Origin of the sequence: Dactylosporangium sp. CA-233914 (assembly GCF_050942935.1) — a bacterium.
Lineage (GTDB): Bacteria > Actinomycetota > Actinomycetes > Mycobacteriales > Micromonosporaceae > Dactylosporangium.
The window spans coordinates 10,863,396-10,884,548 of sequence record NZ_CP192030.1 but is presented as its reverse complement, the minus strand read 5'-3'; the positions used below and the strand labels follow the sequence as shown (position 1 = coordinate 10,884,548).

Here is a 21,153-nt window from a genome sequence, read left to right as displayed (position 1 = left end):
GGGGCGCGCCAACGTGGCGAAGCGGGTGGTGATTCTCGACTACGGCTCCGGCAACCTGCGCTCGGCGGAGCGGGCCGTCGCGCGGGTCGGCGCCGACGTCGAGGTCACCGACGACCTGGACCGGGCACGGCGAGCGGACGGCCTCGTCGTTCCGGGCGTGGGGGCCTACGCGGCCTGCATGGCCGGCATCGACGCGCTCGGCGCCGGCCCGGCGATCGCCGAGCGGGTCCGCGCCGGCGCGCCGGTGCTCGGCATCTGCGTCGGCATGCAGATCCTGTTCGACTCCGGTGAGGAGCACGGCGTCGTCACCAAGGGCCTCGGGCTCGCGCCCGGCTCGGTGACCCGGCTGCAGGCGCCGGTCGTGCCGCACATGGGGTGGAACACGGTCACCTGGCCGCAGGACTCGGTCCTCGGCGCCGGGCTGCCGGACGACACCCGCTTCTACTTCGTGCACTCCTACGCCCCGACGGTCACCGACGCCCAGGCCGAGGCCGGGGTGAGGGTGGCCACCACGGTGCACGGCGAGCCGTTCGTGGCGGCCTTCGAGACGGACGTACTGCGGGCCACGCAGTTCCACCCGGAGAAGTCCGGCGACGCCGGGGCGACGCTGCTGGCCAACTGGCTCGGGACGCTCTGATTGAGCAAGGAGAGGGCTCGCCGGCGCGCTCTGCTGGAGGCGGAGCGCGCCGAGCGCATGCGGCGCAACGACCGCAAACGCGCACGCAAGGCTGCGCTGCGGCGGCTGGTCCCGAAGGTCCGGGTCGGGCGGACCGGTAAGCTCTTCGCACGCCGGACCCGCAAGCAGCGGGCGATCATCGCCGTCCTCGTGCTGGCGGTCCTGACCGTGGTGTGGCTGCTCATCGACTCGTGGCCCGCCCGGATCGGCATCAGCGCGATCGTCATCGTCGCCACCCCGGCGCTTACCGTGCTCGTTCTGGACCGAAGGATCTGAACCATGGCCCTGCAGCTCCTGCCCGCCGTCGACGTCGCCGACGGCCAGGCGGTCCGTCTCGTCCAGGGCGCCGCCGGCAGCGAAACGACGTACGGCGACCCGCTCGAGGCCGCCCTCGCCTGGCAGCGGCAGGGTGCCGAGTGGATCCACCTCGTCGACCTCGACGCGGCCTTCGGCCGGGGATCCAACGCCGAGCTGCTCGCCGACGTGGTCCGCCGCCTCGACGTGCAGGTCGAGCTCTCCGGCGGCATCCGCGACGAGGCCTCGCTGAAGGCGGCGCTGTCCACCGGCGCGACCCGGGTCAACCTCGGCACCGCGGCGCTGGAGAACCCCGACTGGTGCGACCACGTCTGCGCCACCTACGGCGAGCAGGTCGCGGTCGGCCTCGACGTGCGCGGCCACCAGCTCGCGGCCCGCGGCTGGACCAAGGAGGGCGGGGATCTCTTCGAGGTGCTCGACCGGCTGGAGAAGGCCGGCTGCGCGCGCTACGTGGTGACCGACGTGATGCGCGACGGCACGCTCACCGGGCCCAACCTGACCCTGCTGCTGGAGGTGACCGGGCGGACCAAGAAGCCGGTGATCGCCAGCGGCGGCGTGTCCAAGCTCGACGACCTGCGCCAGCTCGCCGCGCTCGAGCCGGCGGGTGTGGAGGGTGTGATCGTGGGCAAGGCGTTGTACGCCGGCGCCTTCACCGTCACCGAGGCGCTGGCCGCGCTGGAGGAACTGGAGGAATCGGCATGACCGTCGCCGTCCGCGTCATCCCGTGCCTGGACGTCGACGCCGGCCGGGTCGTCAAGGGCGTCAACTTCCTCAATCTCCGCGACGCCGGCGACCCGGTGGAGCGCGGCGCCGCCTACGACGCCGCGGGCGCCGACGAGCTGGTGTTCCTGGACGTGACCGCCTCTTCGGACGGGCGCGCCACGATGCTCGACGTGGTCCGGCGCACGGCGGAGACGGTCTTCATCCCGCTGACCGTCGGTGGCGGCGTGCGCAGCGTCGGCGACGTCGACACCCTGCTGCGCGCCGGGGCGGACAAGGTCGGGGTCAACACGGCCGCGATCGCCCGGCCGCAGCTCATCGCCGAGATCGCCGAGCGCTTCGGCAACCAGGTCCTGACCCTGTCCCTGGACGTGCGCCGCTCCCCGGGGCAGCCCAGCGGCTTCGAGGTCACCACCCACGGCGGTCGCCGCGGCGCGGGCCTGGACGCCGTCGCCTGGGCCGCGAAGGTCGCCGAGCTGGGCGCGGGCGAGATCCTGCTGAACTCGATGGACGCCGACGGGACCAAGGACGGCTTCGATCTGGAGCTGATCCGCGGGGTCCGGGCGGTCGTCGACATCCCGGTCATCGCCAGCGGCGGCGCCGGCAAGGTGGCCGACTTCGCCCCAGCGGTGGCCGCGGGCGCCGACGCGGTGCTCGCCGCGAGCGTCTTCCACTTCGGCGAGCTGGCCATCGGCGACGTCAAGTCCGCGCTTCGCGAGGCCGGGCACCCGGTCCGCTAAGGCCGGTTTCATACCTCGTGGTTGGTGCTGGAGCTATAAAACAGTCCGGGGTGTGCACCTCGTCGTTCCGGTGTGGTCCGGCACAGTGGCTGGCCCGGTCTTCAGCCCGGGTTGTCGAGGGCACCGTTTCCGGTATTTCGCCGAGCACGCCGGCCCCAGCCCGGTGGCTGGTGCTGCGCTGCGGCCGCCGCGGAACAGCATCTGGATGATGCGGCGCCGGGACGGTGGTGTCCGGTTGACTCGACAGGGCCCCTTGCGGCCCTTGGTGGTGCATCGAACACGATCAGCATGCGGCCATGTGGCCTCAAGTGCAACCGGGCGCGGGTACGATGGCACGTCGTTACATCATCGGCCGAATCCGAACTACGCATTTATGAAACAGGCCGTAGGCTTCGAAGGACACGCGGGGAGGCGGAGCATGGCGCGCAAGGCGGCGGACATTGTCGCGGAGATGCGCCGGCGCATCGTCGCGGGCGAGCTGAAGCCGGGCGACCCGGTGCCGTCGGCCAAGCAGATCATGGCCGACTGGAGCACGTCGATGGCCGTGGCCTACCACGCGCTGATGGTCATGCAGGAGGACGGCCTCGCCACGCGGGTCGAGGGCCGCTGGGGCCGGCTGGTGACGCCGGAGGCCCCCGGCATCGCCGCGGCCTGGCTGCCGCCCCCGCCGCCGGGCTCGCAGCTGCGCACGCGGCTGGTGGAGGTCGCGATCGAGCTGGCCGACGCCGAGGGGCTGGCCACCATGTCGATGCGCAAGGTCGCGCTGGCGCTGGATCTGACCAACGTGACGGTGTACCGCTACGTGCGCGACCGCGAGCACCTCGAGCTGCTCATGACCGACGCGATCTTCGCCGAGCACCCGCCGGCGCGGGAGGTCACCGGCGACTGGCGGGCCGACCTGGCGCAGGCGTGCCGCGCCCAGTGGAAGGTGTACCGCCTGCATCCCTGGCTCGCACGTACCGTGTCGTTCAAGCGCCCGGCATATGTCCCCGCCGTCGTCGCCCACACCGAGTGGGCGCTGCGCGCACTGGCCGGCCTGGACGTCTCCGCGCAGGACCGCTCGCGGCTCGTCGCGACCGCGATGAACCTGGTGCGCGGCAACGCCCTGAACCTTCCGGCCGACGCCGAGGCGCGGCAGGCCGGCGCCGGACGGGACGACGCCCGCTTCGAGGCCGGCCTCCAGCGACTGCTGGACGGGTTCGCCCGCTACGCCGCGGCGTAGCGCGCCCCGCCCGAGTCTCGAAGCGCCGCCGCGACGAGGCGCGGGCCTGACCGTACTGCCGGCCCCCCTTAACCCGCCTTCTTGCCGGCCACCACGGCGATGCCGGCGATCCAGCCGACGAAGAGGCCGTAGGCCGACGCCTGCGCGGCGGACTGCAGGGCGGTCAGCATCGCCGGGTCGGCGAGGATGAAGGCCGTGGTGAAGGCGGCCAGCGCCGCGCCGAAGATCAGCGCCGCCCAGCCGACGACGAAGGCGCCCCCGCCGCCGGCCACGGTGCGTGCCGCGATCGACAGCACCAGGGCGACGAAGAGGATCACCAGCAGGGCTCGCAGGTCGTTCGCGAGCAGCTCGCGGGCCGCGTTGCCGGAGCCGTCGTGCGGGCTGATCCACCAGCGCGGCCAGGCCAGCATGCGCAGGAAGAAGCCCCATACGGTCGAACCGTCGCTGTGCCGGTCGACCCACTCAGTGAAGATCTGGTTGCCGAAGACGAGCACCAGGAGCACCGTCGCCAGGATCCCAGCGCCGGTCGCCGTCCGGGAACGGAAGAGGGCCATGTCATCAATGTAAGGGGCGGCCCGCAAACGCGCAGAAGTGAGAACGGTGAATGAACTGAGTCCTACACGACCTGGATCACGCCGCCGCCCGGGTTCACCCATTCGGGGAGGTCGACGGTGGCCGGGCGGTGCCGCCAGGCGTCCTGCAGCGCCGCGACCGTGGCGCCGATCGCGGGCCGGGTCGCGGCGGCCGCGCGCCAGGCGACGCTGACCCGGCGGGCCGCCTCCGGGGCGACCGGGCGGGCCACGACGCCGGTCGGCAGGGCGGTGCGGGCCAGCCGCGGGATGAACGCCACGCCGAGCCCCTCGGCGACGAACGTCAGCTGGGTCTCGAACTCGTTGACGAGGATCGACGGGTGCAGGCCGGGCAGCATCCGCAGCAGCCACTGGTGGCAGACGGTGTCCGGGGGCGAGGCGATCCAGCGCTCCTCGCGGACCTCGTCGAGGGTCACCGGGCCGGGGCCGCCGGCGAGCGGGTGCGCCGCCGGCAGGATCAGGTCGCCGACGTCCCGGCCCAGCTCGACGCTGGCGACGCCGGGCGGGTACGTCACCGGGATCTCCAGCCACTCGTCGATCAGCGCCACGTCGACGATCCCGCGCAGGATGCCGGCGAAGCTCGTCTCCCGGTCCGTCTCCAGCAGCGTCGGCTCCAGCGCCGGATGGTCGGCGGCGAGCCGGCGCAGCGCGTGGGGGAGCAGGCCGCGGCAGGCGGTCGGGAACGACGAGATGCGCAGCTGCCCCGACACCGTCTCGGAGTGCGCGGCCAGCGCGGCCTCGGCCTCCTCGACCGCGGCGAGCACCCGCCCGGCGTGCTCGGCGAGGACCCGGCCGGCCTCGGTCAGGCGCAGCCGCCGCCCGTCCTTCTCCACGAGCGTGGTGTGCGTCTCCCGCTCCAGCTTCGCCAGGTGCTGGGAGACCGCCGACGGGGTGATGTGCAGGGCGCCGGCCGCGGCCGTGACCGTGCCGAACGTCTGGACCGCGCGGAGTGCCTGGAGCCGGGGCAGGTCAAGCATGAAGCAATACTAAAACGATGATGCAGTACTTTTCGATGGTGCTTCACGGTCCGGCGGGCCAATCATCGGGGCATGAGACCTCGCGATCTGGCCCTGGCGATCGTGGTGACCGCGATCTGGGGCGTCAACTTCGTGGTGATCCACGTCGGGCTGTCCAGCATGTCGCCGCTGCTGTTCTGCGCGCTGCGCTTCGGTGTGGCCGCCCTGCCGGCGGTGTTGCTGGTCGGCCGGCCGCAGGCGCCGTGGCGCTGGATCATCGCGACCGGCATCGCGCTCGGCGTCGTCAAGTTCTCGCTGCTCTTCGCCGGGGTGGCGGCCGGGCTGCCGTCGGGGCTGTCGGCCCTGGTGCTGCAGAGCCAGGTCGTCTTCACGCTGATCTTCGCCACGGTACTGCTGCGTGACCGCCCCGGCCCGCGGCGCGTGGCCGGCGTGGTGCTGGCCGGCGCCGGGATCGTCCTGATCGCCACGCAGCTCGGGCTGGACCGCCCGCTCGGCGCGTTCCTGCTGGTCGTCGCGGCCGGTGCGGCCTGGGGCCTGGCCAACATCGCGATGCGCAAGGCCTCGGCCACCCGGTCCGGCCCGGAGGGGCTTCGCCCGGATCGGCCCAGACCAGGCGCCGACAACCAGTTGAACTTCATGGTGTGGGTCAGTGCGGTCGCGACCCCGCCGCTGGTCCTGCTGACGCTGACGGTCGACGGCCCCGCGTACGTCTGGCACGCGTTGCAGGGTCTTGACCTGGTCGCCGTCGGGGCCATCGGCTACATCGCCTACCTCAGCACGCTGTTCGGCTTCGGCGTCTGGGGCCGGCTGATCGCCCGCTACGGGGCCGGGACGGTCGCGCCGTTCGCCGCCCTGGCGCCCGTCTTCGCGATCCTGTCCTCGGCGCTGCTGCTGGGGGAGGGCATCCACTGGTACGACCTGGTCGGCGGCGCGGCGATCCTCGGCGGTGTGCTGCTCGGCGCGACCGGCGTCCGTACCGCGAAATTGGACTTGCCTGCGGATGCCGCGCCTGCGAGTGTGAGGCCAATCGAGCGAGTGTAAGAGCCAATCAAGGGGGACTGGCATTGTCTGCGATCGTCCGCGGCGCCCAACTGGCCCGCATGCTCAACGCCTGGCAGGTCGCCGTCGGGGTGCGCGGGCCCGGCGGGCGGCGGCCGGAGTACGTCGTGCTCGCCAACGCCGTGCGCGGCCTGCTCATCGACGGCCGCCTGGCCCTGGGCGTGCGCCTGCCGGCCGAACGGGAGCTCGCGACGGCGCTCGGCATCAGCCGCACCACCGTCACGGCCGCCTACCGCGAGCTGCGCGAGAGCGGGCACGTGTCCAGCCGCCGCGGCGCCGGGAGCTGGACCGAGCTGCCCGCCGGCCACCGGGTCGCGCCGACCGGGCTGTGGACGCCCAGCGACGACGCGGGCCTGATCGACCTCGGCTGCGCGGCGATGCCGGCCCCGCCGGAGCTCGCGGCCGCCGCGGCGGAGGCGGTGACGGACCTGGAGCAGTACATGTGCGGCCCCGGCTACCAGCCCGTCGGTCTGCTGGTCCTGCGCGAGGCCGTCGCCCGCCAGTACACCGAACGCGGCCTGCCCACGGACCCCGACCAGGTCATGATCACCGGGGGCGTCCAGCAGGCGCTCGACCTGCTGCTGCGGCTGCTCGTCGCGCCGGGCCAGCGGGCGCTGGTGGAGACCCCGACCTACCCCAACGCGCTGAGCGCCTTCGTCGCCGGCCGGGCCCGGGTCAGCTCCTACGCGATCGGCCCCGACGGCTGGGAGGCCGACCTGCTGCTGTCGACCGTGCGGGCGGCGCAGGCGCGGGTCGCGTACCTCATCCCGGAGTTCCACAACCCGACCGGCCACCTCATGCCGGCGTCCCTGCGCGAGAAGCTCCCGCCCGCCGCCCACGCCGCCGGCACCGACCTCATCATCGACGAGTCCTTCGTCGACCTCGCGCTGGAGCCGGAGCTGGCCGAGACGATGCCGCCCGCGGTCGCCTCGTTCGACCGCACCGCCCGGGTGCTGAGCATCGGCGGCATGAGCAAGGCCTTCTGGGGCGGCCTGCGCATCGGCTGGGTCCGCGGCCCGGCCCCGCTCATCGCCCGCCTCGCCGCCGCCCGGGTCGGCGTCGACATGGCCTCCCCGGTCCTCGACCAGCTCGTCGCCGTACGCCTGCTGCAGCGCCGCGACACGATCGTCCCGGCGCGGCGCAAGCAGCTGCTCGTCCAGCGCGACACCCTCGCCGCGGCGCTGCGCGCGGAGCTGCCGGACTGGCGCTTCGTACTGCCCAGCGGCGGCATGGTCATCTGGGCCGAGCTCGACGCCCCGGTCTCCAGCGCCCTGGCCCGCTGCGCGGAGGAGCTCGGTGTGCGGGTCGCGCCCGGCCCCCGCTTCGGCGCCGACGGCACCATGGAGCGCTTCATGCGCCTGCCGTTCACGCTGCCCGAGACCGACCTGGTCGAGGCGGTGCGGCGCCTCGCGGAGGCCCGCACCGACCTGGACCGGCCCCGCCGCCACGCCTGGTCCGCGCAGACTGTTCTGGCCTGAGGCAAGACGCGTCGTGGCCCCCGGGATGGCGGATTCCCGGGGGCCACGACACTGTGGGGTGTGAGTGAGGTCTATATCTCCGCGAGCGATCCCGCGTACATGCGGTCGATGTCGGCCGCGAACGACTGCTCCACGGCCCGGCGCTTGACTTTGAGCGAGGGGGTGAGCTCGCCGTCCTCGATGGACAGGTCGCGGGCGAGGATCGTGAACTTCTTGACCGTCTCCCAGCGGTTGAGCCTGGCGTTGAGCTCCTTGACGTAGCCCGCGACGAGCTCCTCGGCCTCCTTGGAGGCGGCGATCTCCGCGTAGGACCGCCCGGCCAGCGCGGTGCCCTCGGCCCAGCCCTTGATCGCGTCCGGGTCGAGGGTGACCAGCATCGTCACGTAGTTGCGGGCCTGGCCGACGATGACCGTCTGGGAGGTGTACGGGCAGACGGACTTGAACAGCCCCTCGATGTGGCTCGGCGCGACGTACTTGCCGCCGGAGGTCTTGATCAGGTCCTTCTTGCGGTCGGTGATGCGCAGGTAGCCCTGCTCGTCGAGCTCGCCGATGTCGCCGGTGCGCAACCAGCCGTCCTCGGTGAACGCGGCGGCGGTCTCGGCGGGCAGGTTGTGGTATCCCCGCATGATCGGTGTGCCGCGCAGCAGCACCTCGCCGTCGCTGTCGAGCTTGACCTCCAGGTCCCCGAGGGCCTGCCCGACCGTGCCGATCCGCGCCTTGCCCTCGCGGTTGACGAACGAGCCGGCGGAGGTCTCGGTGAGCCCGTAACCCTCCAGGATCGGCAGGCCGGCGGCGAAGAAGAACTCGGCGATCTCCGGCGACAGCGGCGCCGAGCCCGACACCATGGCGCGCATCCGGCCGCCGAGGCGAGCCCGCAGCTTGGCGAAGACCAGCTTGTCGGCGATCCCGGCCTGCAGCTTGAGCAGCCCGCCCGGCTCCCGCCCGGCCAGGCGCTGCGCGGAGGCGCGCTTGCCTACCTCGAGCGCCCAGGTGAAGATCTTGAGCTTGGCCCCGCCGTCGGCCTGGGCGCCGGTCACGACCCGGTTGTACACCTTCTCGAAGACCCGCGGCGCGGCGCACATCAGCGTCGGCCGGATCTTGCCGAGGTTGTCGATGAGCTTGTCCACGCGCCCGTCGACGTAGGTGGGCAGGCCGACGTAGAGGATCCCGCACAGCAGCGTCTTGCCGAACGAGTGCGACAGCGGCAGCCACAGATACTGCAGATCGTCGATGTTGAGCAGGCCCGTGTCCTGCTGGGTCCGGCCCTCCCACACCCAGCCGGCGTGCAGCAGCTCCACACCCTTGGGACGGCCCGTGGTGCCGGACGTGTAGATCAGCGTCGCGAGCCGGTCGCCGTCGATGGCCTCGACGATCCCGTCGATCAGGCCCGGGTCCGCCGTGAGCGCGGCCGCGCCGGCCGCCTCCAGGTCCGCGAGGGTCATGGTCTGCACGGATTCGGTACCGCTGGGTGCCCCGTCGATCAGCACGATCGCGGTCAGGTCCGGCAGGCTCGCGCCGGCGAGCTTCGCCACCTGGTCCCGGTCCTCGGCGAAGAGCACCTTGGAGCCCGAGTCCGCGACGATGTAGACGGCCTCCTCGGGCTCGGTCGTCGGATACACCGTCGTGGTGGCCGCGCCGGCGAGCATGATGCCGAGGTCGGCGAGGATCCAGTCCAGCCGCGTGCTGGACAGCACCGCGACCCGGTCCTCGGGCCGCACGCCGAGCGTGGTCAGGCCGGCGCCGATGGCCCGGGCCCGCTCGCCCACCTCGCGCCAGGTCATCCAGATCGGCTCGCCGGCGTCGTCGGGGGCGGGGCGGCCGAGGGCGCGGGCGTCGGGGGTCTCGGCCACCCGGTGGAGGAACATGTCCGGGATCGAGCGGTACGGCAGTTCGAGCCGCTGGGTCTGGGTCATGGTCGGCCTTCCGGGGGCGTCCGGGACGCGAGCGCCGCCGCCCGTGACTGCCGTCACGTCCGTCGGTTTCCAGACGGTAAACCGTCGATCCCGTTACCGGCTAGACCCGAAACCGAAACGTGAACAAGTGGCTCAGATGCCCAGGCGGGCGCCCCGCAGCTTTTCGACCAGATCGTCCGGACCGGTGATCGTCACGTCGGCGACGGACTGGCGGCCGGTGAAGAACAGCAGCACCTCGCCGGGTTCGCCCTCGAGCGTGACGGTGTCGCCGGTATCGCTGCGGCCGGCGGTGAACGGCTCGCCACCCGGCGTCCTGACCTCGATCGTCGCCGGGAACCGGCGGGCCGACAGCCTCGCCGAGCCCTTCGCGCGGGCGGCGAGCACCTGCGCGTACGGCTGCGGGAGCTGTCTTTTGCTCCAGCCCGGCGCGGCCCGGCGGACGTCCTCGAGGTGGACGAAGAACTCGACCAGGTTCATCGCCTCCTCCAGCGGGCGCAGCAGCAGCGTCGGCGTGCGCACCTTGGCCACGAGCGCGGCATAGTCCCCGGCCGCGAGCCGGTCCTGGACCTTTCTCGTGTGCCCGGCCACCGGCTTGAGCATGATGCCGGCCGCGGCGTCGGGCCGGCGCTCGCGCAGCACCAGATGCGCGGCGAGATCGCGGGTGGCCCAGCCCTCGCAGAGGGTGGGCGCGTCGGGGCCGGCGGCCAGCAGCGCGTCGGCCAGCGCCGCGCGTTCGGCGCGGGCGAAGGAAGTCATGCCCGTAACGCTAGCCCCGAAATTGTCGTAGGTCGTCGGTAAGGTAGGCGTGCGGTCGGGTTGCTTACCTCCGCTTGGGGAATGGGGGCCGGAAGTGACGAGTGGCAAGGTGCTCGCGAAGGGTTTCCGGGTGCTCGGCCACGCCGTTCGTGACGAGCCTCACATGTTCGTCTGGTCGGTCGCCGGCAGCGTGCTGTTCAGCCTCCTGACCATCGCCACCGCCTACGTCTCCGGCGCCGTGGTCGGCTCGATCGTCCTGCCGGCCTTCGAGCGCGGCAGCGTCGCCACCGGCACGCTGCTGCTGGGCGGCCTGGCGGTGCTTGCGGTCAGCCTCGGCAAGATCGTCGGCATCTTCGGCCGGCGGCTCGGCGCGGGCGCGATGCAGTTCAACCTCCAGGCGAAGTATCGCCGTGCGGTGACCCGCCGCTACCTGCGCCTGCCACTGGCCTGGCACCAGCGCCACCCCACCGGCACGCTGCTGTCCAACGCCAACGCCGACGTGGAGTCGGCGTGGTATCCGATCGCCCCGTTCCCGTTCGCGGTCGGCACCGTCGTCATGCTCCTCGCCGCGGTCGTGTCACTGTTCGTCACCGACTGGGCGATGGCGCTGGTCGGCGTGGCGGTCTTCCCGGCGCTGCTGGGCGTCAACGTGGCGTATTCGCGCCGGATGTCGCCCCGGGTCGCCCGTGCCCAGCAGCTGCGGGCCGAGGTCAGCGCGGTGGCGCACGAGAGCTTCGACGGCGCCCTGGTCGTCAAGACCATGGGGCGCGAGGCGTCGGAGACCGAGCGGTTCGCGGCCAAGGCGGTCGAGTTGCGCGACGCCACCATCCGGGTCGGGCGGGTCCGGGCCATGTTCGACCCGGTCCTCGACGCCCTGCCGAGCATCGGCACCCTCGCCGTGCTGCTGGTCGGCGGCTGGCGTTACGAGCAGGGCGCGGTCGGGGTCGAGCAGGTCGTCAGCGTCACGTTCCTGTTCACCGTGCTCGCCTTCCCGGTCCGGGCCATCGGCTGGGTCCTGGCCGAACTGCCCCGCAGCGTGGTCGGCTGGGAGCGGATCCGGCGGGTGCTCGACGCCGAGGGCGACACGCAGCACGGCACCGTCGCGCTGACCGGCACCGGCCCGGCGCAGCTGCGCTTCGACGACGTCCGCTTCGCCTACACCGGCGAGGACGGCGCCGGCCCCGACGTGCTGCACGACATCACCTTCACCGTCCCGGCCGGGCGCACCGTCGCCCTGGTCGGCCCGACCGGCTCCGGCAAGTCCACCATCGCCGCCCTCGCCGCCCGGCTCGTCGACCCCGCGGCCGGCACCGTCACCCTCGACGGCGTCGACGTGCGCGAGCTGACCCAGGACTCACTGACCGGCACCACCGCGCTCGTCGCCCAGGTCCCGTTCGTCTTCGACGACACCATCCGCGGCAACATCACCCTCGACCGGGCCGGCGTCGACGACGGGGCGGCCTGGCGGGCGCTGCGCCTGGCCCAGGCCGACGGGTTCGTCGGGCACCTCGCCGACGGGCTCGACACGACCGTCGGCGAGCGCGGCACGTCGCTGTCCGGCGGGCAGCGGCAGCGGCTCACCATCGCCCGCGCGCTGGCCGGCTCGCCGCGCCTGCTCGTGCTCGACGACGCCACCAGCGCCGTCGACCCGCGGGTCGAGGCCGCGATCCTCGCCGCGCTGCGCCGCGCCGACGGGGCCACCCAGCCGGCCTCGATCCTGGTCGTGGCCTACCGGCGCGCCACCATCGCCCTCGCCGACGAGGTGGTCTACGTGGAGCGGGGGCGGGTCGTGGCCCGCGGCACCCACGCCGAGCTGCTGGACAGCGCGCCGGGCTATGCGGATCTCGTCACGGCGTATGAGAAGGCGGAGGAGGAGCGGGAGCGCGAGCACGCCTTCGACGGCGACCGCCTGGACGACGGCCGCGACGGCCGCCGGGACGAGGAGACCCTGAGCGCATGACCACCGTCGAGAGCGCCACCGCCGCCCCCGGGCGCACCCCGCGGGCCTCGGTCCTGCGCCGCGGCCTGGCCCTGTCCCCGGAGCTGTTCACCGGGCTCGCCGGCACCCTCGGCCTGGCCCTGCTCGCCACCGCGGGCCGGGTGGCCGTGCCCATCGCCATCCAGCAGGGCATCGACAAGGGCATCCGCGCGCCGGGCGGTGCCGATCTCGGCGTCATCGCCCGCATCGTGCTCATCACCGCGGGCGTGCTGCTGGTGACGATGATCAGCGCCTATGTCATGAACGTGCGCCTCTTCACCGTCAGCGAGACGGCCCTGGCCGGCATCCGCGCCCGCACCTTCCGGCACATCCACGATCTGTCGATGCTGCACCAGCAGTCCGAGCGACGCGGCGCGCTCGTGTCGCGGGTCACCGGCGACGTCGACCAGATCAGCCAGTTCCTGCAGTTCGGCGGCCTGCTCTTCCTGGTCAACCTCGGCCAGCTCACGGTCACCACGATCGTCATGCTGGTCTACTCCTGGCAGCTGACCCTGGTCGTCGTGGCCGCCTTCGCCCCGCTGGTCTTCGTCGTGCGCTTCTTCCAGCGCCGCCTCAGCGTGCTCTACCTGGAGGTCCGTGAGAGCGTCGGCGCCATGCTCGGCGTCATCGCCGAGAGCGTCGTCGGCGCCCCGGTCGTGCGCGCCTACGGCATCCAGCGCCGCACCGGCGAGCGGCTCGACGGCGCCATCGAGCGCGCCCGCCGCAACCAGTTCCGGGCCCAGACCAACAACGTCGTCAGCATGAGCTTCGGCGAGCTCGCCGCCGGCCTGGCCCTGGGCGGCGTCATCGTCGTCGGCACCCTGCTCGGCGTCGGCGGCGACCTCACCGTCGGGCGGCTCGCGGCGTTCCTGTTCCTGGCCACGCTGTTCGTCCAGCCGGTCCAGGTCGCCACCGAGGTGCTCAACGAGGCGCAGAACGCGATCGCCGGCTGGCGCCGGGTCCTGGACATCATCGAGACCGAGCCGGACGTGGCCGACCCCGGGCGCAACGGCCGCGACCTGCCCGACGGCCCCGTCGACGTGACCTTCGAGCACGTCCACTTCGCCTACCCCGACGGCCCCGAGGTCCTCACCGACGTCCACCTGAACGTGGCCGCCCGCAGCCGGGTCGCGGTCGTGGGCGAGACGGGCAGCGGCAAGACCACCTTCGCCAAGCTCCTGACCCGCCTGATGGACCCGACGAAGGGCCGCGTCCTGCTCTCGGGCACCCCGCTGGACCAGGTCCGCTTCGACTCCCTGCGCAGCCGGGTCGTGATGGTCCCCCAGGACGGCTTCCTGTTCGACGCCACGATCGCCGACAACGTCCGCTTCGCCCGCCCGGCCCTGACCGACGCCGACCTGGAGCTCGCCTTCACCGAGCTGGGCCTGATCGACTGGCTCGAGTCCCTCCCGGACGGCCTGCAGACCCAGGTGGGCGAGCGCGGCGAGTCCCTGTCGGTGGGCGAACGCCAGCTGGTCGCCCTGGCCCGCGCCTACGTGGCCGACCCCGACCTGCTGGTCCTGGACGAGGCGACGAGCGCGGTCGACCCGGCCACGGAGGTCCGCCTGCAACGCACCCTGGACGCCGTGACCAGAGGCCGCACGACGATAGCGATCGCCCACCGCCTGTCCACAGCCGAGTCGGCCGACGAGGTGATCGTCGTCGACCAGGGCCGCGTGGTCCAGCGCGGCCCCCACGCGACCCTCCTGACCGACCCGTCCTCCATCTACGCCCGCCTCTACGCAAGCTGGCTGGAACAAACCCGCTAACCGCCCGGTCGCCCCGCCCGGTCGCCCCGCCCGTGTGCCCCGCGCGCGGCGGCTCGCGGTCGCGGTGCTCGCCCGGCCGACCCCGCTGCCCGCTTCCCAGCCCGTTCCGCGGCCGCATTCGTGGAGTGCCGATGCCGACTTCGCTGCTCGGCGTTGTTGCGCTGTTCCGTCGCGTGGTCGTGGTGGCGTGGCCGGACCGGGCGTGTCGGCTGGGTGTCGTTGCGTTGCGGTCGATTGGCCGTGGTCTGTGTGACGGTTCGTGGTCCGGGAGGGTCAGCGGCTCGCTCCTTGCGCACGCCCGGCTTTGTTTCGTGGTCGTGTTGGTGGAGTGCTGATGCTGCGGGTCCAGCGCCGCGTCTCCGCCTTCGCCGGCAACGACCTCGACCTGCTGCTGCGGTCCATGGGAGTCGAGCACAGCCGTCCTCGCTGCTCGGCGTCGTTGCATTGTTTCGCCGCGCGGTTTTGGTGGTGCGCCGGACCGAACGTGTTGGCTGGGGTGTCGTTTGCGTTGCGGTCGATGCGCCGTGGTCCGTGTGACGGTTCGTGGTCCGGGAGGGGCAGCGGTTCGCTCCTTGCGCCCGTCCGGCTTGTTTCGCGGTCGCGTTCGTGGAGTGCTGATGCTGCGGGAGCCGTCCTTGCTGTTCGGCGTCGTTGCGCTGTGCCGTCGCGTGGTTGTGGTGGCGTGGCCGGACCGGGCGTGTTGGCTGGGTGTCGTTTGCGTTGCGGTCGATGCGCCATGGTCCGTGTGACAGCTCGTTGTCCGAGACGGCCAGCGGCTCGCTCCTTGCGCACGCCCGGCGGGCCTGCGTCCCGTTCTGGTGCCGCCGCTCTGGCATGGTTCGGGATGAATTTTAGCCATTTGCGGGTTATGTCCCCGGCTCGGTTCGGCCGGGCGGTATGGCCTACATTTGGCAGCATGGCAGCAGCCGCGGGGCGCCGATTCGTGCCGGTACAGGTGCGCATCGCGGTGACGGGGTTCAATGCGGTGGGCGGGGTCATGTTCACGCTGGCGTTGACGGCGCTCGGGGTTTTGCTGTCGGGGATGCAAGTGGATCCGGTGTCTCAGGGAGGCACCGGATATCTGGACTTCGTGCTCTTCTTCAACGCCGCCCTGTTCCTCTCGCCGCTCGCCGGGGTGCTGGTGTTTCTCGGCGTGCGGGTCAAGCGCGGGGAGCACTGGGCGTGGCTTTCCAGCCTGGTGTTCTGGGCGTTCGTGGGCACGATGACGCCGCTGCTCGGGTGGGTGCTCGACATGCCGATGTCGTTCCGGGTCGTGCCGGTGGTGTGCGCGATGGGGATCCTCGCGCTGCTCATGACGCCGCAGGCCCGCATGTACTGCGCCGACCTCGACTCCGAATGACGCCCGGGCGTGGCCGCCGGCGTTCAGGGCAGCGGGTCGGCCAGATAGCGCTGGATGGTCGGGGCGATGCTCGCGACGACGTCCTCCTGGGGCATCGAGGCGAGCGGCTCGAGCTTCAGGATGTACCGCATCATCGCCAGGCCGATCATCTGCGAGCCGACCAGGGCGGTGCGCCTCGGGGCCTCGGCCGGGTCCAGGTCCAGAGCGCGGGTCGCGCGGCGGAGGATCTGCGTGACCAGGAACTCGCGCAGCATGCGGGCGGACCAGTCGTGCTGCATGGCGCTGCGGACCAGGGCGACGGCCGGGGTGCCGGCGGGGGAGTCCCAGACGCCGAGGAAGGTACGGACCAGGCGCTCGCCGACGCCCTCCAGGCCGGGCTCGAAGATCTTGGGCAGGACCTCGGCGGGGTTGATCGGGGCGTCCATCGTGGCCAGGAACAGCTGGTCCTTCGCCCCGAAGTAATGATGCACCAGCGCCGGGTCGACGCCGGCGCTGGTCGCGATCTGCCGGATGGACGCCCCGTCGAAACCACGCTCCGCGAAGGCTTCGCGGGCCGCGGTCAGGATCGCCTCCCGGGTGTCCTGATTGCCGGGGCGTCGTCCGGTGCGTGCCATGAGCCTCTTCCCGAAGTCGTACTCGCAGTGCCAGCCGGCGAGGATGCCCGACGGCCCAGGCAAGTATCGGCGTTCGATCCCGCTCCCGCCGCCTCGGCTGCCGGTGCCGTACCCCGATCAACCGGCCGGCACACCTGCCGGGCCCCGGGGTTCAGGCGGTGCGGCGGCGCAGGGTGGCCGCGCCCAGCAGCAGGGCCACGACCACGCAGCCGACGATGATGCCCAGGTCGCGCCACATGGTCGCGGTCGGCTCGGTGTGGGAGCCCAGCTCGGTCAGGGCCTGCACGGCGTACGACATGGGCAGCACGTCGCTGATCGCCTCCATCCAGCCGGGCATCCGGTCGCGGGGCTGCAGCAGGCCGCACAGCAGCACCTGGGGGAGCACGACGGCCGGCATGAACTGCACCGCCTGGAACTCACTGTCGGCGAAGGCGCTGACCAGCAGGCCGAGGGCCATGCCGAGCACCGAGTTGCCGACCGCGATGACGCCCACGAGCCACGGCGAGCCGAGGGTGTCCAGGCCGAGCAGCCAGTACGCGAGCGCCGACACGATCGCCGCCTGTACCGCGGCCGCGACGGCGAAGGCGATGCCGTATCCGAGCAGGATGTCGACCTTGCCGATCGGGGTGGTGAGGAGGCGCTCGAGGGTGCCACTGGTCCGCTCGCGCAGCATCGCCACGCTCGTGAGCAGGAACATGATCACGAGCGGGAAGACGCCGAGCATGATCAGGCCCACGCGGTCGAACAGGAGGGGGTTGTCGTCGTAGAGGTACCGCAGCAGGGTCAGCAAAACCGTCGGGACCACGAGGATCATCGCGATCGTCCGGCGGTCGTGGCGGAGCTGGCGCAGGATGCGCACGGCGGTGCCGAAAGTCAGGCGCGGCGACATGGTCAGGCCACCTTCTCCGTCTCGTGGGCCTGCACCAGCCTGAGGAAGGCCTCGTCCAGGTCGTCGGTGCCGGCGGATTGACGTACGGCTGCCGGGGTCTCATCGGCGATGAGCTGCCCTTCGCGGATCAGCAGCAGGCGGTCGCAGCGGCCGGCCTCGTCCATCACGTGGCTGGAGACCAGCAGGGTCGAGCCGGCCCGGGCCATCGCATGGAAGCGCTGCCAGAGTTCGTTGCGCAGCACCGGGTCCTGCCCGACGGTCGGCTCGTCGAGCACGAGCAGCTGCGGCCGGCTCACGATCGCGCAGGCCAGCGAGGCGCGGGCCCGCTGCCCCCCGGACAGCTGCCCGACGAGCTGGTCCTTGGCCCGGCTCAGGCCGACGTCGCCGACGGCCGCGTCGGCCTCCTTCGCGCCGAGGCCGTAGAGCGAGGCGAAGTACCGCGCGTTCTCGCGGACGGTCAGATCCGCGTAGACGCTCGGGGCCTGCGTCAGGTAACCGACCTTGTCCCGCAGCGGCCGCGACCCGGCCGGGTGCCCGAGGACGGTGACGGTGCCGCTGACGATCTTCTGTACGCCGACGACGGCGCGCATGAACGTGGTCTTCCCACTCCCGCTGGGTCCGAGGAGTCCGGTGACGCTGCCGCTCGGCACGGAGCAGGTGAAGTCGTGCAGCACCTGCCGCCGGCCGCGCGCGATGACGAGATGCTCGACCTCGATCGCGTTGCTCATTCGTGCGTTCCCTTCCGGGCGGTCCGTATTGGGGTCCGAGAAACTCAACGCCTGATGAACTCAACGGTAGATGAAATCTTGTGCACCTGTAAATACGCCAGGGGGCGGACCGGTCAGCCCGGCCCGCCCCCTGCGGGTGTTTGGTCTGTTTTGTACTAGAGCGAGAGGACCCGCTCGAGGAAGTCCTTGTACTGCCGCAGCGCCACCCGCAGCGCCTCGGTGTCCGGGTGCTTCGACGACTTGCCGGGGTTGAGCGCGTGCTGCTGCTCCTGCAGCTTCTCGGCGAGCATCTCGATAGCGTCGCTGACCACGGCACTGGCCCGCGCAACAGCCTTGACCGGATCGTCGACGAACTTCGCCTCCGCCTTCACCAGCCGCTGCCGGAACTTGTCAGCCCGCTTACGCTTCCACAGCACAATCCGAGTCTCGACAATGTCTCCGGGCCGCAACGGCGCCGGCACGACGGCCGCGTACTCGATCTCGTCCTCATCCACCTCAGCGACCGCGTCCTCGTCCTCTTCTTCCTCTTCTTCGTCGTCCTCGACGAGCAGCACGAGGTCGTCGTCCTCGTCCTCTTCCTCGCCGTCCTCGTCCTCTACAACGGCGACGACCACAACGTCCTCGCCGTCCTCAACCACGGCCTCAGCCTCGTCCGCGTCGTCCTCGGCTGTGGCTTCCGGCTCGTCGGTGTCGTCCTCGGCTTCGTCGTCCTCGACCACGGCCTCAGGCTCGTCCGCGCTGTCCTCGTCTTCGTCCTCGGCTGCGGCTTCCGGCTCGTCGGTGTCGTCCTCGGCTTCGGTGTCCTCGGCCGCGGCTTCGGGTTCGTCGGCGTCGTCCTCGTCCGCGCTGTCCTCGTCTTCGGCGTCCGAGTCCTCCGCGACGGCTTCCGGCTCGTCCTCGGCGTCTTCGGCCACGGCCTCCGGCTCCTCGTCGACGACCGCCACCAGCACGACGTCCTCGACAACGCCACCGTCGACGTCGACGACCTCAACCACCTCAACAACCGCGACGACCGACTCCGCGTCGGCCTCAGCGGCTTCCTCGGCTTCGGCTTCGGCGGCAGCCTCAGCGGCCTGTTCGGCCTCGGCTTCGGCGGCGAGTTCGGCCTGCAGCTGCGCGTCGGCTTCGGCGGCCTCTTCCGCGGCGGCCTCGGCCGCCTCGTCATCGGTGGCTTCAGCCGCGGGCTCCTCCGGGCTCTCCTCGACCGACTCCTCCTCAGCCTCCGCCGCAGGCTCGTCACCGCTCTCGGCCTCGGCGACCTCCTCGGCGTCGCCCTCGCCGGCCTCATCCTCGACGACCGCGACGACCACGACCTCGTCGCCGGCTTCGTCCTCGACGACCGCGACCACCGCGACCTCGTCGCCGGCTTCGTCCTCGACGACCGCGACCACCGCGACCTCGTCGCCGGTCTCGTCTTCGATCACTACGACGACCGAATCCTCGTCCGCGTCCGCCTCCGCAGCGGGCTCCTCGTCGCCGTCCTCCTCAGCCTCGTCGGCCTCGGCCGCAACCTCCTCAGCGGCGACCGCGTCCTCGTCGACAGCCTCCGCAGCGGACTCCTCGACAGCGTCGCCCTCACCGGCATCCTTGGCCTCGGCGACCTCCTCCGCGTCGACCTCGGCGGCGACCTGCTCGGCTTCGGCGGCCAGCTCCTCGGTGGCTTCGGCTTCCGTGTCGTCGGTGGCCTCGGCGGCGATCTCCTCGGCCGGCTCGGCTTCCGTGTCGTCGTTCTCGGCTTCGGCGGCCGGCTCCTCGGTGTTCTCGGGTTCCGTGTCGCCAGTGGCCTCGGCGGCGGCCTCCTCGACTGACTCGGCCTCGGCGTCCTCGGACACTTCGGTGGCGGCCTCCTCGCTCACCGCCGGCGTCTCGTCCTCAGCCTCGACGTCTTCCGCTGCCGCAGCCGGCTCATCGCTCTGCGCTGTTTCGACCTCCGCGACCGGATCGGCATCCTCGTCCGTCTCGCTCTCTGCGGCGTCCCCGTCGCTCTCCGCGACCGGCTCGTCGCCGTCCTCGGCCGCGGCCTCCGCTTCGGCGTCGAGCTCCTCGGCGCCCGCCTCGGCGGCCGGCTCTTTCGCGTCGCCCTCGTCGGCCACGACCTCCTCGGCAACCGCCTCGGTGTCGTCGGCCTCGCCAACGGCGATGTCCTCGGCTACGGCCTCGGCGTCGTCGCCACTCTCCTCGGCCACGGCCTCGGTGTTGTCAGCTTCTTCGTCAACAGCGATGTCTTCGGTGGTCGCCTCGGCTGCGGCGGCTTCGGTGTCGTCCCCGGCTTCCGCGGCGCCCTCGTCAACGGCGACGTTCTCGGCGGTGGCGTCCTTCGCGGCGCTCTCGTCAGCGGTGACGTCTTCGGTGGTCGCCTCGTCCGCGGCGGCTTCGGTGTCGTCCGCGGCTTCGGCGGCGATGTTCTCGGCGGTGGCGTCCTCCGCGGCGCCCTCGTCGGCGGTGATGTCTCCGGTGGTCGCCTCGTCCGCAGCGGCTTCGGTGTCGTCCCCGGCCTCGGCGGCGACCTCCTCAGCGATGACGTCCCCGGTGGCGTGCTCGTCCACGGCGACCGCTTCCTCCGAGGCGGTCTCGGGGTCGGCGGCAACATCCTCGGCGACCGCCTCCTCCGAGGCGTCCTCGTCTACGGCGACTTCTTCGGCAACCGCTTCCTCTGCGGCGGTCTCGGGGTCGGCGGCAACATCCTCGGCAACCGCTTCCTCTGTGGCGGCCTCGGAGTCGGGGGCGACGTCCTCGGCAACGACGTCCTCGGTCGCGGCCTCGGGCGCCTTGGCGGCGGCAGTCGAAGCGTCGTCCGTGATCTCCGGGTCCGTGGTGGCCACGACCGGGCTGTCCTCGGAGCTTTCCACGACGACCTCGTCCGGCGCGGCGGCCGTGGGCTCGGCCACGGTGGCCGTCGGTGAGTCGTCTCCCTCCGCAGCGGCCTCGGCGTCCCCGACCCCAGTTGCAGCGTCCTCGTCCGTGGCCGGACCCACGATCGCCGAGATGTCGTCCGGCACCGCGACGCTGATGGCGGCCGTGTCGGCGAGCGGCTCCTCCGCAGCGGCGTCGGAGGACGAAGAAGAAACGGCGTCGGAGGAGGCGGCGGGGGCCGGGGCAGGGGCGGGGGCAGGGATGGCGTCGTCCAGGGGCTGGCGAGGCTCGGGTACGACCGATTCGTCCGAAGCGGCCGGTGGCGGGTCGGACTTGTCGTTCGGCGGGGTGATGTTGGAATGCATGGGTCCTCCGTCCGCTCGGTCCGAACGGGGGCAGCCACCCGGTCGGACTGCTGGTTGGCTCAGCGCAAGGGGTCGCGGACGCCGGGAGGCCGTGCGGCGCCCGGATCCGACGACCGCATGGCCGGCGGATGGGGTGCCCCCTGGGAGACGG

Annotated in this window: 18 protein-coding genes; 10 read left to right on the top strand and 8 right to left on the bottom strand. The window is 72.2% G+C overall.

What is annotated here, in order from left to right; translation table 11 throughout:
• The first annotated feature begins 13 nt into the window (after positions 1 to 13).
• From hisH to ACQPY0_RS48350, 5 genes are all read left to right on the top strand, one after another.
• Positions 14 to 637 carry an imidazole glycerol phosphate synthase subunit HisH gene (gene hisH, locus ACQPY0_RS48370; protein ID WP_432977074.1) on the top strand — a complete coding sequence of 208 codons (624 nt, stop codon included), beginning with the start codon at positions 14 to 16 and terminating at the stop codon, positions 635 to 637.
• Complete coding sequence (locus ACQPY0_RS48365) at positions 638 to 952, top strand: hypothetical protein (protein ID WP_432977071.1); 315 nt, start codon at positions 638 to 640, stop codon at positions 950 to 952.
• 3 nt (positions 953 to 955) lie between these two features.
• A complete protein-coding gene (gene priA, locus ACQPY0_RS48360; RefSeq protein ID WP_432977068.1) occupies positions 956 to 1,693 on the top strand; it encodes a bifunctional 1-(5-phosphoribosyl)-5-((5-phosphoribosylamino)methylideneamino)imidazole-4-carboxamide isomerase/phosphoribosylanthranilate isomerase PriA in 738 nt (245 codons plus the stop codon).
• Positions 1,690 to 2,451: an imidazole glycerol phosphate synthase subunit HisF gene (hisF, locus tag ACQPY0_RS48355; protein WP_432977066.1), complete on the top strand. Its 762-nt coding sequence runs from the start codon at positions 1,690 to 1,692 to the stop codon at positions 2,449 to 2,451. The genes priA and hisF overlap by 4 nt, the downstream gene beginning before the upstream one ends.
• Positions 2,452 to 2,869: 418 nt before the next feature.
• Positions 2,870 to 3,673, top strand: a complete 804-nt coding sequence (locus tag ACQPY0_RS48350) for a TetR/AcrR family transcriptional regulator C-terminal domain-containing protein (RefSeq protein ID WP_432977064.1) — start codon at positions 2,870 to 2,872, stop codon at positions 3,671 to 3,673.
• 68 nt (positions 3,674 to 3,741) lie between these two features.
• Here the strand turns inward: ACQPY0_RS48350 and ACQPY0_RS48345 are convergent, their stop codons facing one another.
• On the bottom strand, positions 3,742 to 4,227 hold the full coding sequence (locus tag ACQPY0_RS48345; RefSeq protein WP_432977061.1) for a hypothetical protein: 486 nt from the start codon (positions 4,225 to 4,227) through the stop codon (positions 3,742 to 3,744).
• A gap of 62 nt (positions 4,228 to 4,289) precedes the next feature.
• The gene (locus ACQPY0_RS48340) at positions 4,290 to 5,240 is read right to left on the bottom strand and encodes a LysR family transcriptional regulator (protein ID WP_432977058.1); all 951 of its coding nucleotides are present in this window, start codon (positions 5,238 to 5,240) and stop codon (positions 4,290 to 4,292) included.
• Positions 5,241 to 5,312: 72 nt separating this feature from the next.
• On the opposite strand from ACQPY0_RS48340, the gene ACQPY0_RS48335 reads away from it, so the two are divergent.
• On the top strand, positions 5,313 to 6,281 hold the full coding sequence (locus ACQPY0_RS48335) for an EamA family transporter (protein WP_432977055.1): 969 nt from the start codon (positions 5,313 to 5,315) through the stop codon (positions 6,279 to 6,281).
• A gap of 23 nt (positions 6,282 to 6,304) precedes the next feature.
• Complete coding sequence (locus ACQPY0_RS48330; RefSeq protein WP_432977052.1) at positions 6,305 to 7,777, top strand: PLP-dependent aminotransferase family protein; 1,473 nt, start codon at positions 6,305 to 6,307, stop codon at positions 7,775 to 7,777.
• 71 nt (positions 7,778 to 7,848) lie between these two features.
• Here the strand turns inward: ACQPY0_RS48330 and ACQPY0_RS48325 are convergent, their stop codons facing one another.
• Positions 7,849 to 9,690: an AMP-dependent synthetase/ligase gene (locus tag ACQPY0_RS48325; protein ID WP_432977049.1), complete on the bottom strand. Its 1,842-nt coding sequence runs from the start codon at positions 9,688 to 9,690 to the stop codon at positions 7,849 to 7,851.
• Between the two features lie 132 nt (positions 9,691 to 9,822).
• Entirely contained in the window at positions 9,823 to 10,446 is a 624-nt protein-coding gene (locus ACQPY0_RS48320; RefSeq protein ID WP_432977046.1) for a TIGR03085 family metal-binding protein, read from the bottom strand.
• A 109-nt stretch (positions 10,447 to 10,555) separates the two neighbouring features.
• On the opposite strand from ACQPY0_RS48320, the gene ACQPY0_RS48315 reads away from it, so the two are divergent.
• The 3 genes from ACQPY0_RS48315 to ACQPY0_RS48305 all read left to right on the top strand — a co-directional run bounded on the left by ACQPY0_RS48315 (position 10,556) and on the right by ACQPY0_RS48305 (position 15,553).
• Positions 10,556 to 12,406 (top strand): ABC transporter ATP-binding protein, encoded by a 1,851-nt coding sequence (locus ACQPY0_RS48315; RefSeq protein WP_432995700.1) that lies wholly within the window; start codon positions 10,556 to 10,558, stop codon positions 12,404 to 12,406.
• Entirely contained in the window at positions 12,403 to 14,193 is a 1,791-nt protein-coding gene (locus ACQPY0_RS48310) for an ABC transporter ATP-binding protein (protein ID WP_432977043.1), read from the top strand. The genes ACQPY0_RS48315 and ACQPY0_RS48310 overlap by 4 nt, the downstream gene beginning before the upstream one ends.
• 916 nt (positions 14,194 to 15,109) lie before the next feature.
• Positions 15,110 to 15,553 (top strand): hypothetical protein, encoded by a 444-nt coding sequence (locus ACQPY0_RS48305; protein WP_432977040.1) that lies wholly within the window; start codon positions 15,110 to 15,112, stop codon positions 15,551 to 15,553.
• 23 nt (positions 15,554 to 15,576) lie between these two features.
• Here the strand turns inward: ACQPY0_RS48305 and ACQPY0_RS48300 are convergent, their stop codons facing one another.
• From ACQPY0_RS48300 to ACQPY0_RS48285, 4 genes are all read right to left on the bottom strand, one after another.
• A complete protein-coding gene (locus ACQPY0_RS48300; protein ID WP_432977037.1) occupies positions 15,577 to 16,167 on the bottom strand; it encodes a TetR family transcriptional regulator in 591 nt (196 codons plus the stop codon).
• Between the two features lie 151 nt (positions 16,168 to 16,318).
• Positions 16,319 to 17,056 carry an ABC transporter permease gene (locus ACQPY0_RS48295; protein WP_432977034.1) on the bottom strand — a complete coding sequence of 246 codons (738 nt, stop codon included), beginning with the start codon at positions 17,054 to 17,056 and terminating at the stop codon, positions 16,319 to 16,321.
• A gap of 2 nt (positions 17,057 to 17,058) precedes the next feature.
• Entirely contained in the window at positions 17,059 to 17,784 is a 726-nt protein-coding gene (locus ACQPY0_RS48290; RefSeq protein ID WP_432977031.1) for an ABC transporter ATP-binding protein, read from the bottom strand.
• A 155-nt stretch (positions 17,785 to 17,939) separates the two neighbouring features.
• Positions 17,940 to 21,002: a hypothetical protein gene (locus tag ACQPY0_RS48285; protein WP_432977028.1), complete on the bottom strand. Its 3,063-nt coding sequence runs from the start codon at positions 21,000 to 21,002 to the stop codon at positions 17,940 to 17,942.
• Between the last annotated feature and the right edge of the window lie 151 nt (positions 21,003 to 21,153).

Bases quoted from the DNA above. Each gene is read 5' to 3' on its own strand.
- ACQPY0_RS48290 (WP_432977031.1), bottom strand. From the start codon at position 17,784: ATGAGCAACGCGATCGAGGTCGAGCATCTCGTCATCGCGCGCGGCCGG.
- ACQPY0_RS48295 (WP_432977034.1), bottom strand. From the start codon at position 17,056: ATGTCGCCGCGCCTGACTTTCGGCACCGCCGTGCGCATCCTGCGCCAG.
- ACQPY0_RS48335 (WP_432977055.1), top strand. From the start codon at position 5,313: ATGAGACCTCGCGATCTGGCCCTGGCGATCGTGGTGACCGCGATCTGG.
- ACQPY0_RS48310 (WP_432977043.1), top strand. From the start codon at position 12,403: ATGACCACCGTCGAGAGCGCCACCGCCGCCCCCGGGCGCACCCCGCGG.
- ACQPY0_RS48340 (WP_432977058.1), bottom strand. From the start codon at position 5,240: ATGCTTGACCTGCCCCGGCTCCAGGCACTCCGCGCGGTCCAGACGTTC.
- priA (WP_432977068.1), top strand. From the start codon at position 956: ATGGCCCTGCAGCTCCTGCCCGCCGTCGACGTCGCCGACGGCCAGGCG.
- hisF (WP_432977066.1), top strand. From the start codon at position 1,690: ATGACCGTCGCCGTCCGCGTCATCCCGTGCCTGGACGTCGACGCCGGC.
- ACQPY0_RS48345 (WP_432977061.1), bottom strand. From the start codon at position 4,227: ATGGCCCTCTTCCGTTCCCGGACGGCGACCGGCGCTGGGATCCTGGCG.
- ACQPY0_RS48285 (WP_432977028.1), bottom strand. From the start codon at position 21,002: ATGCATTCCAACATCACCCCGCCGAACGACAAGTCCGACCCGCCACCG.
- ACQPY0_RS48325 (WP_432977049.1), bottom strand. From the start codon at position 9,690: ATGACCCAGACCCAGCGGCTCGAACTGCCGTACCGCTCGATCCCGGAC.
- ACQPY0_RS48300 (WP_432977037.1), bottom strand. From the start codon at position 16,167: ATGGCACGCACCGGACGACGCCCCGGCAATCAGGACACCCGGGAGGCG.
- ACQPY0_RS48305 (WP_432977040.1), top strand. From the start codon at position 15,110: ATGGCAGCAGCCGCGGGGCGCCGATTCGTGCCGGTACAGGTGCGCATC.
- ACQPY0_RS48350 (WP_432977064.1), top strand. From the start codon at position 2,870: ATGGCGCGCAAGGCGGCGGACATTGTCGCGGAGATGCGCCGGCGCATC.
- ACQPY0_RS48320 (WP_432977046.1), bottom strand. From the start codon at position 10,446: ATGACTTCCTTCGCCCGCGCCGAACGCGCGGCGCTGGCCGACGCGCTG.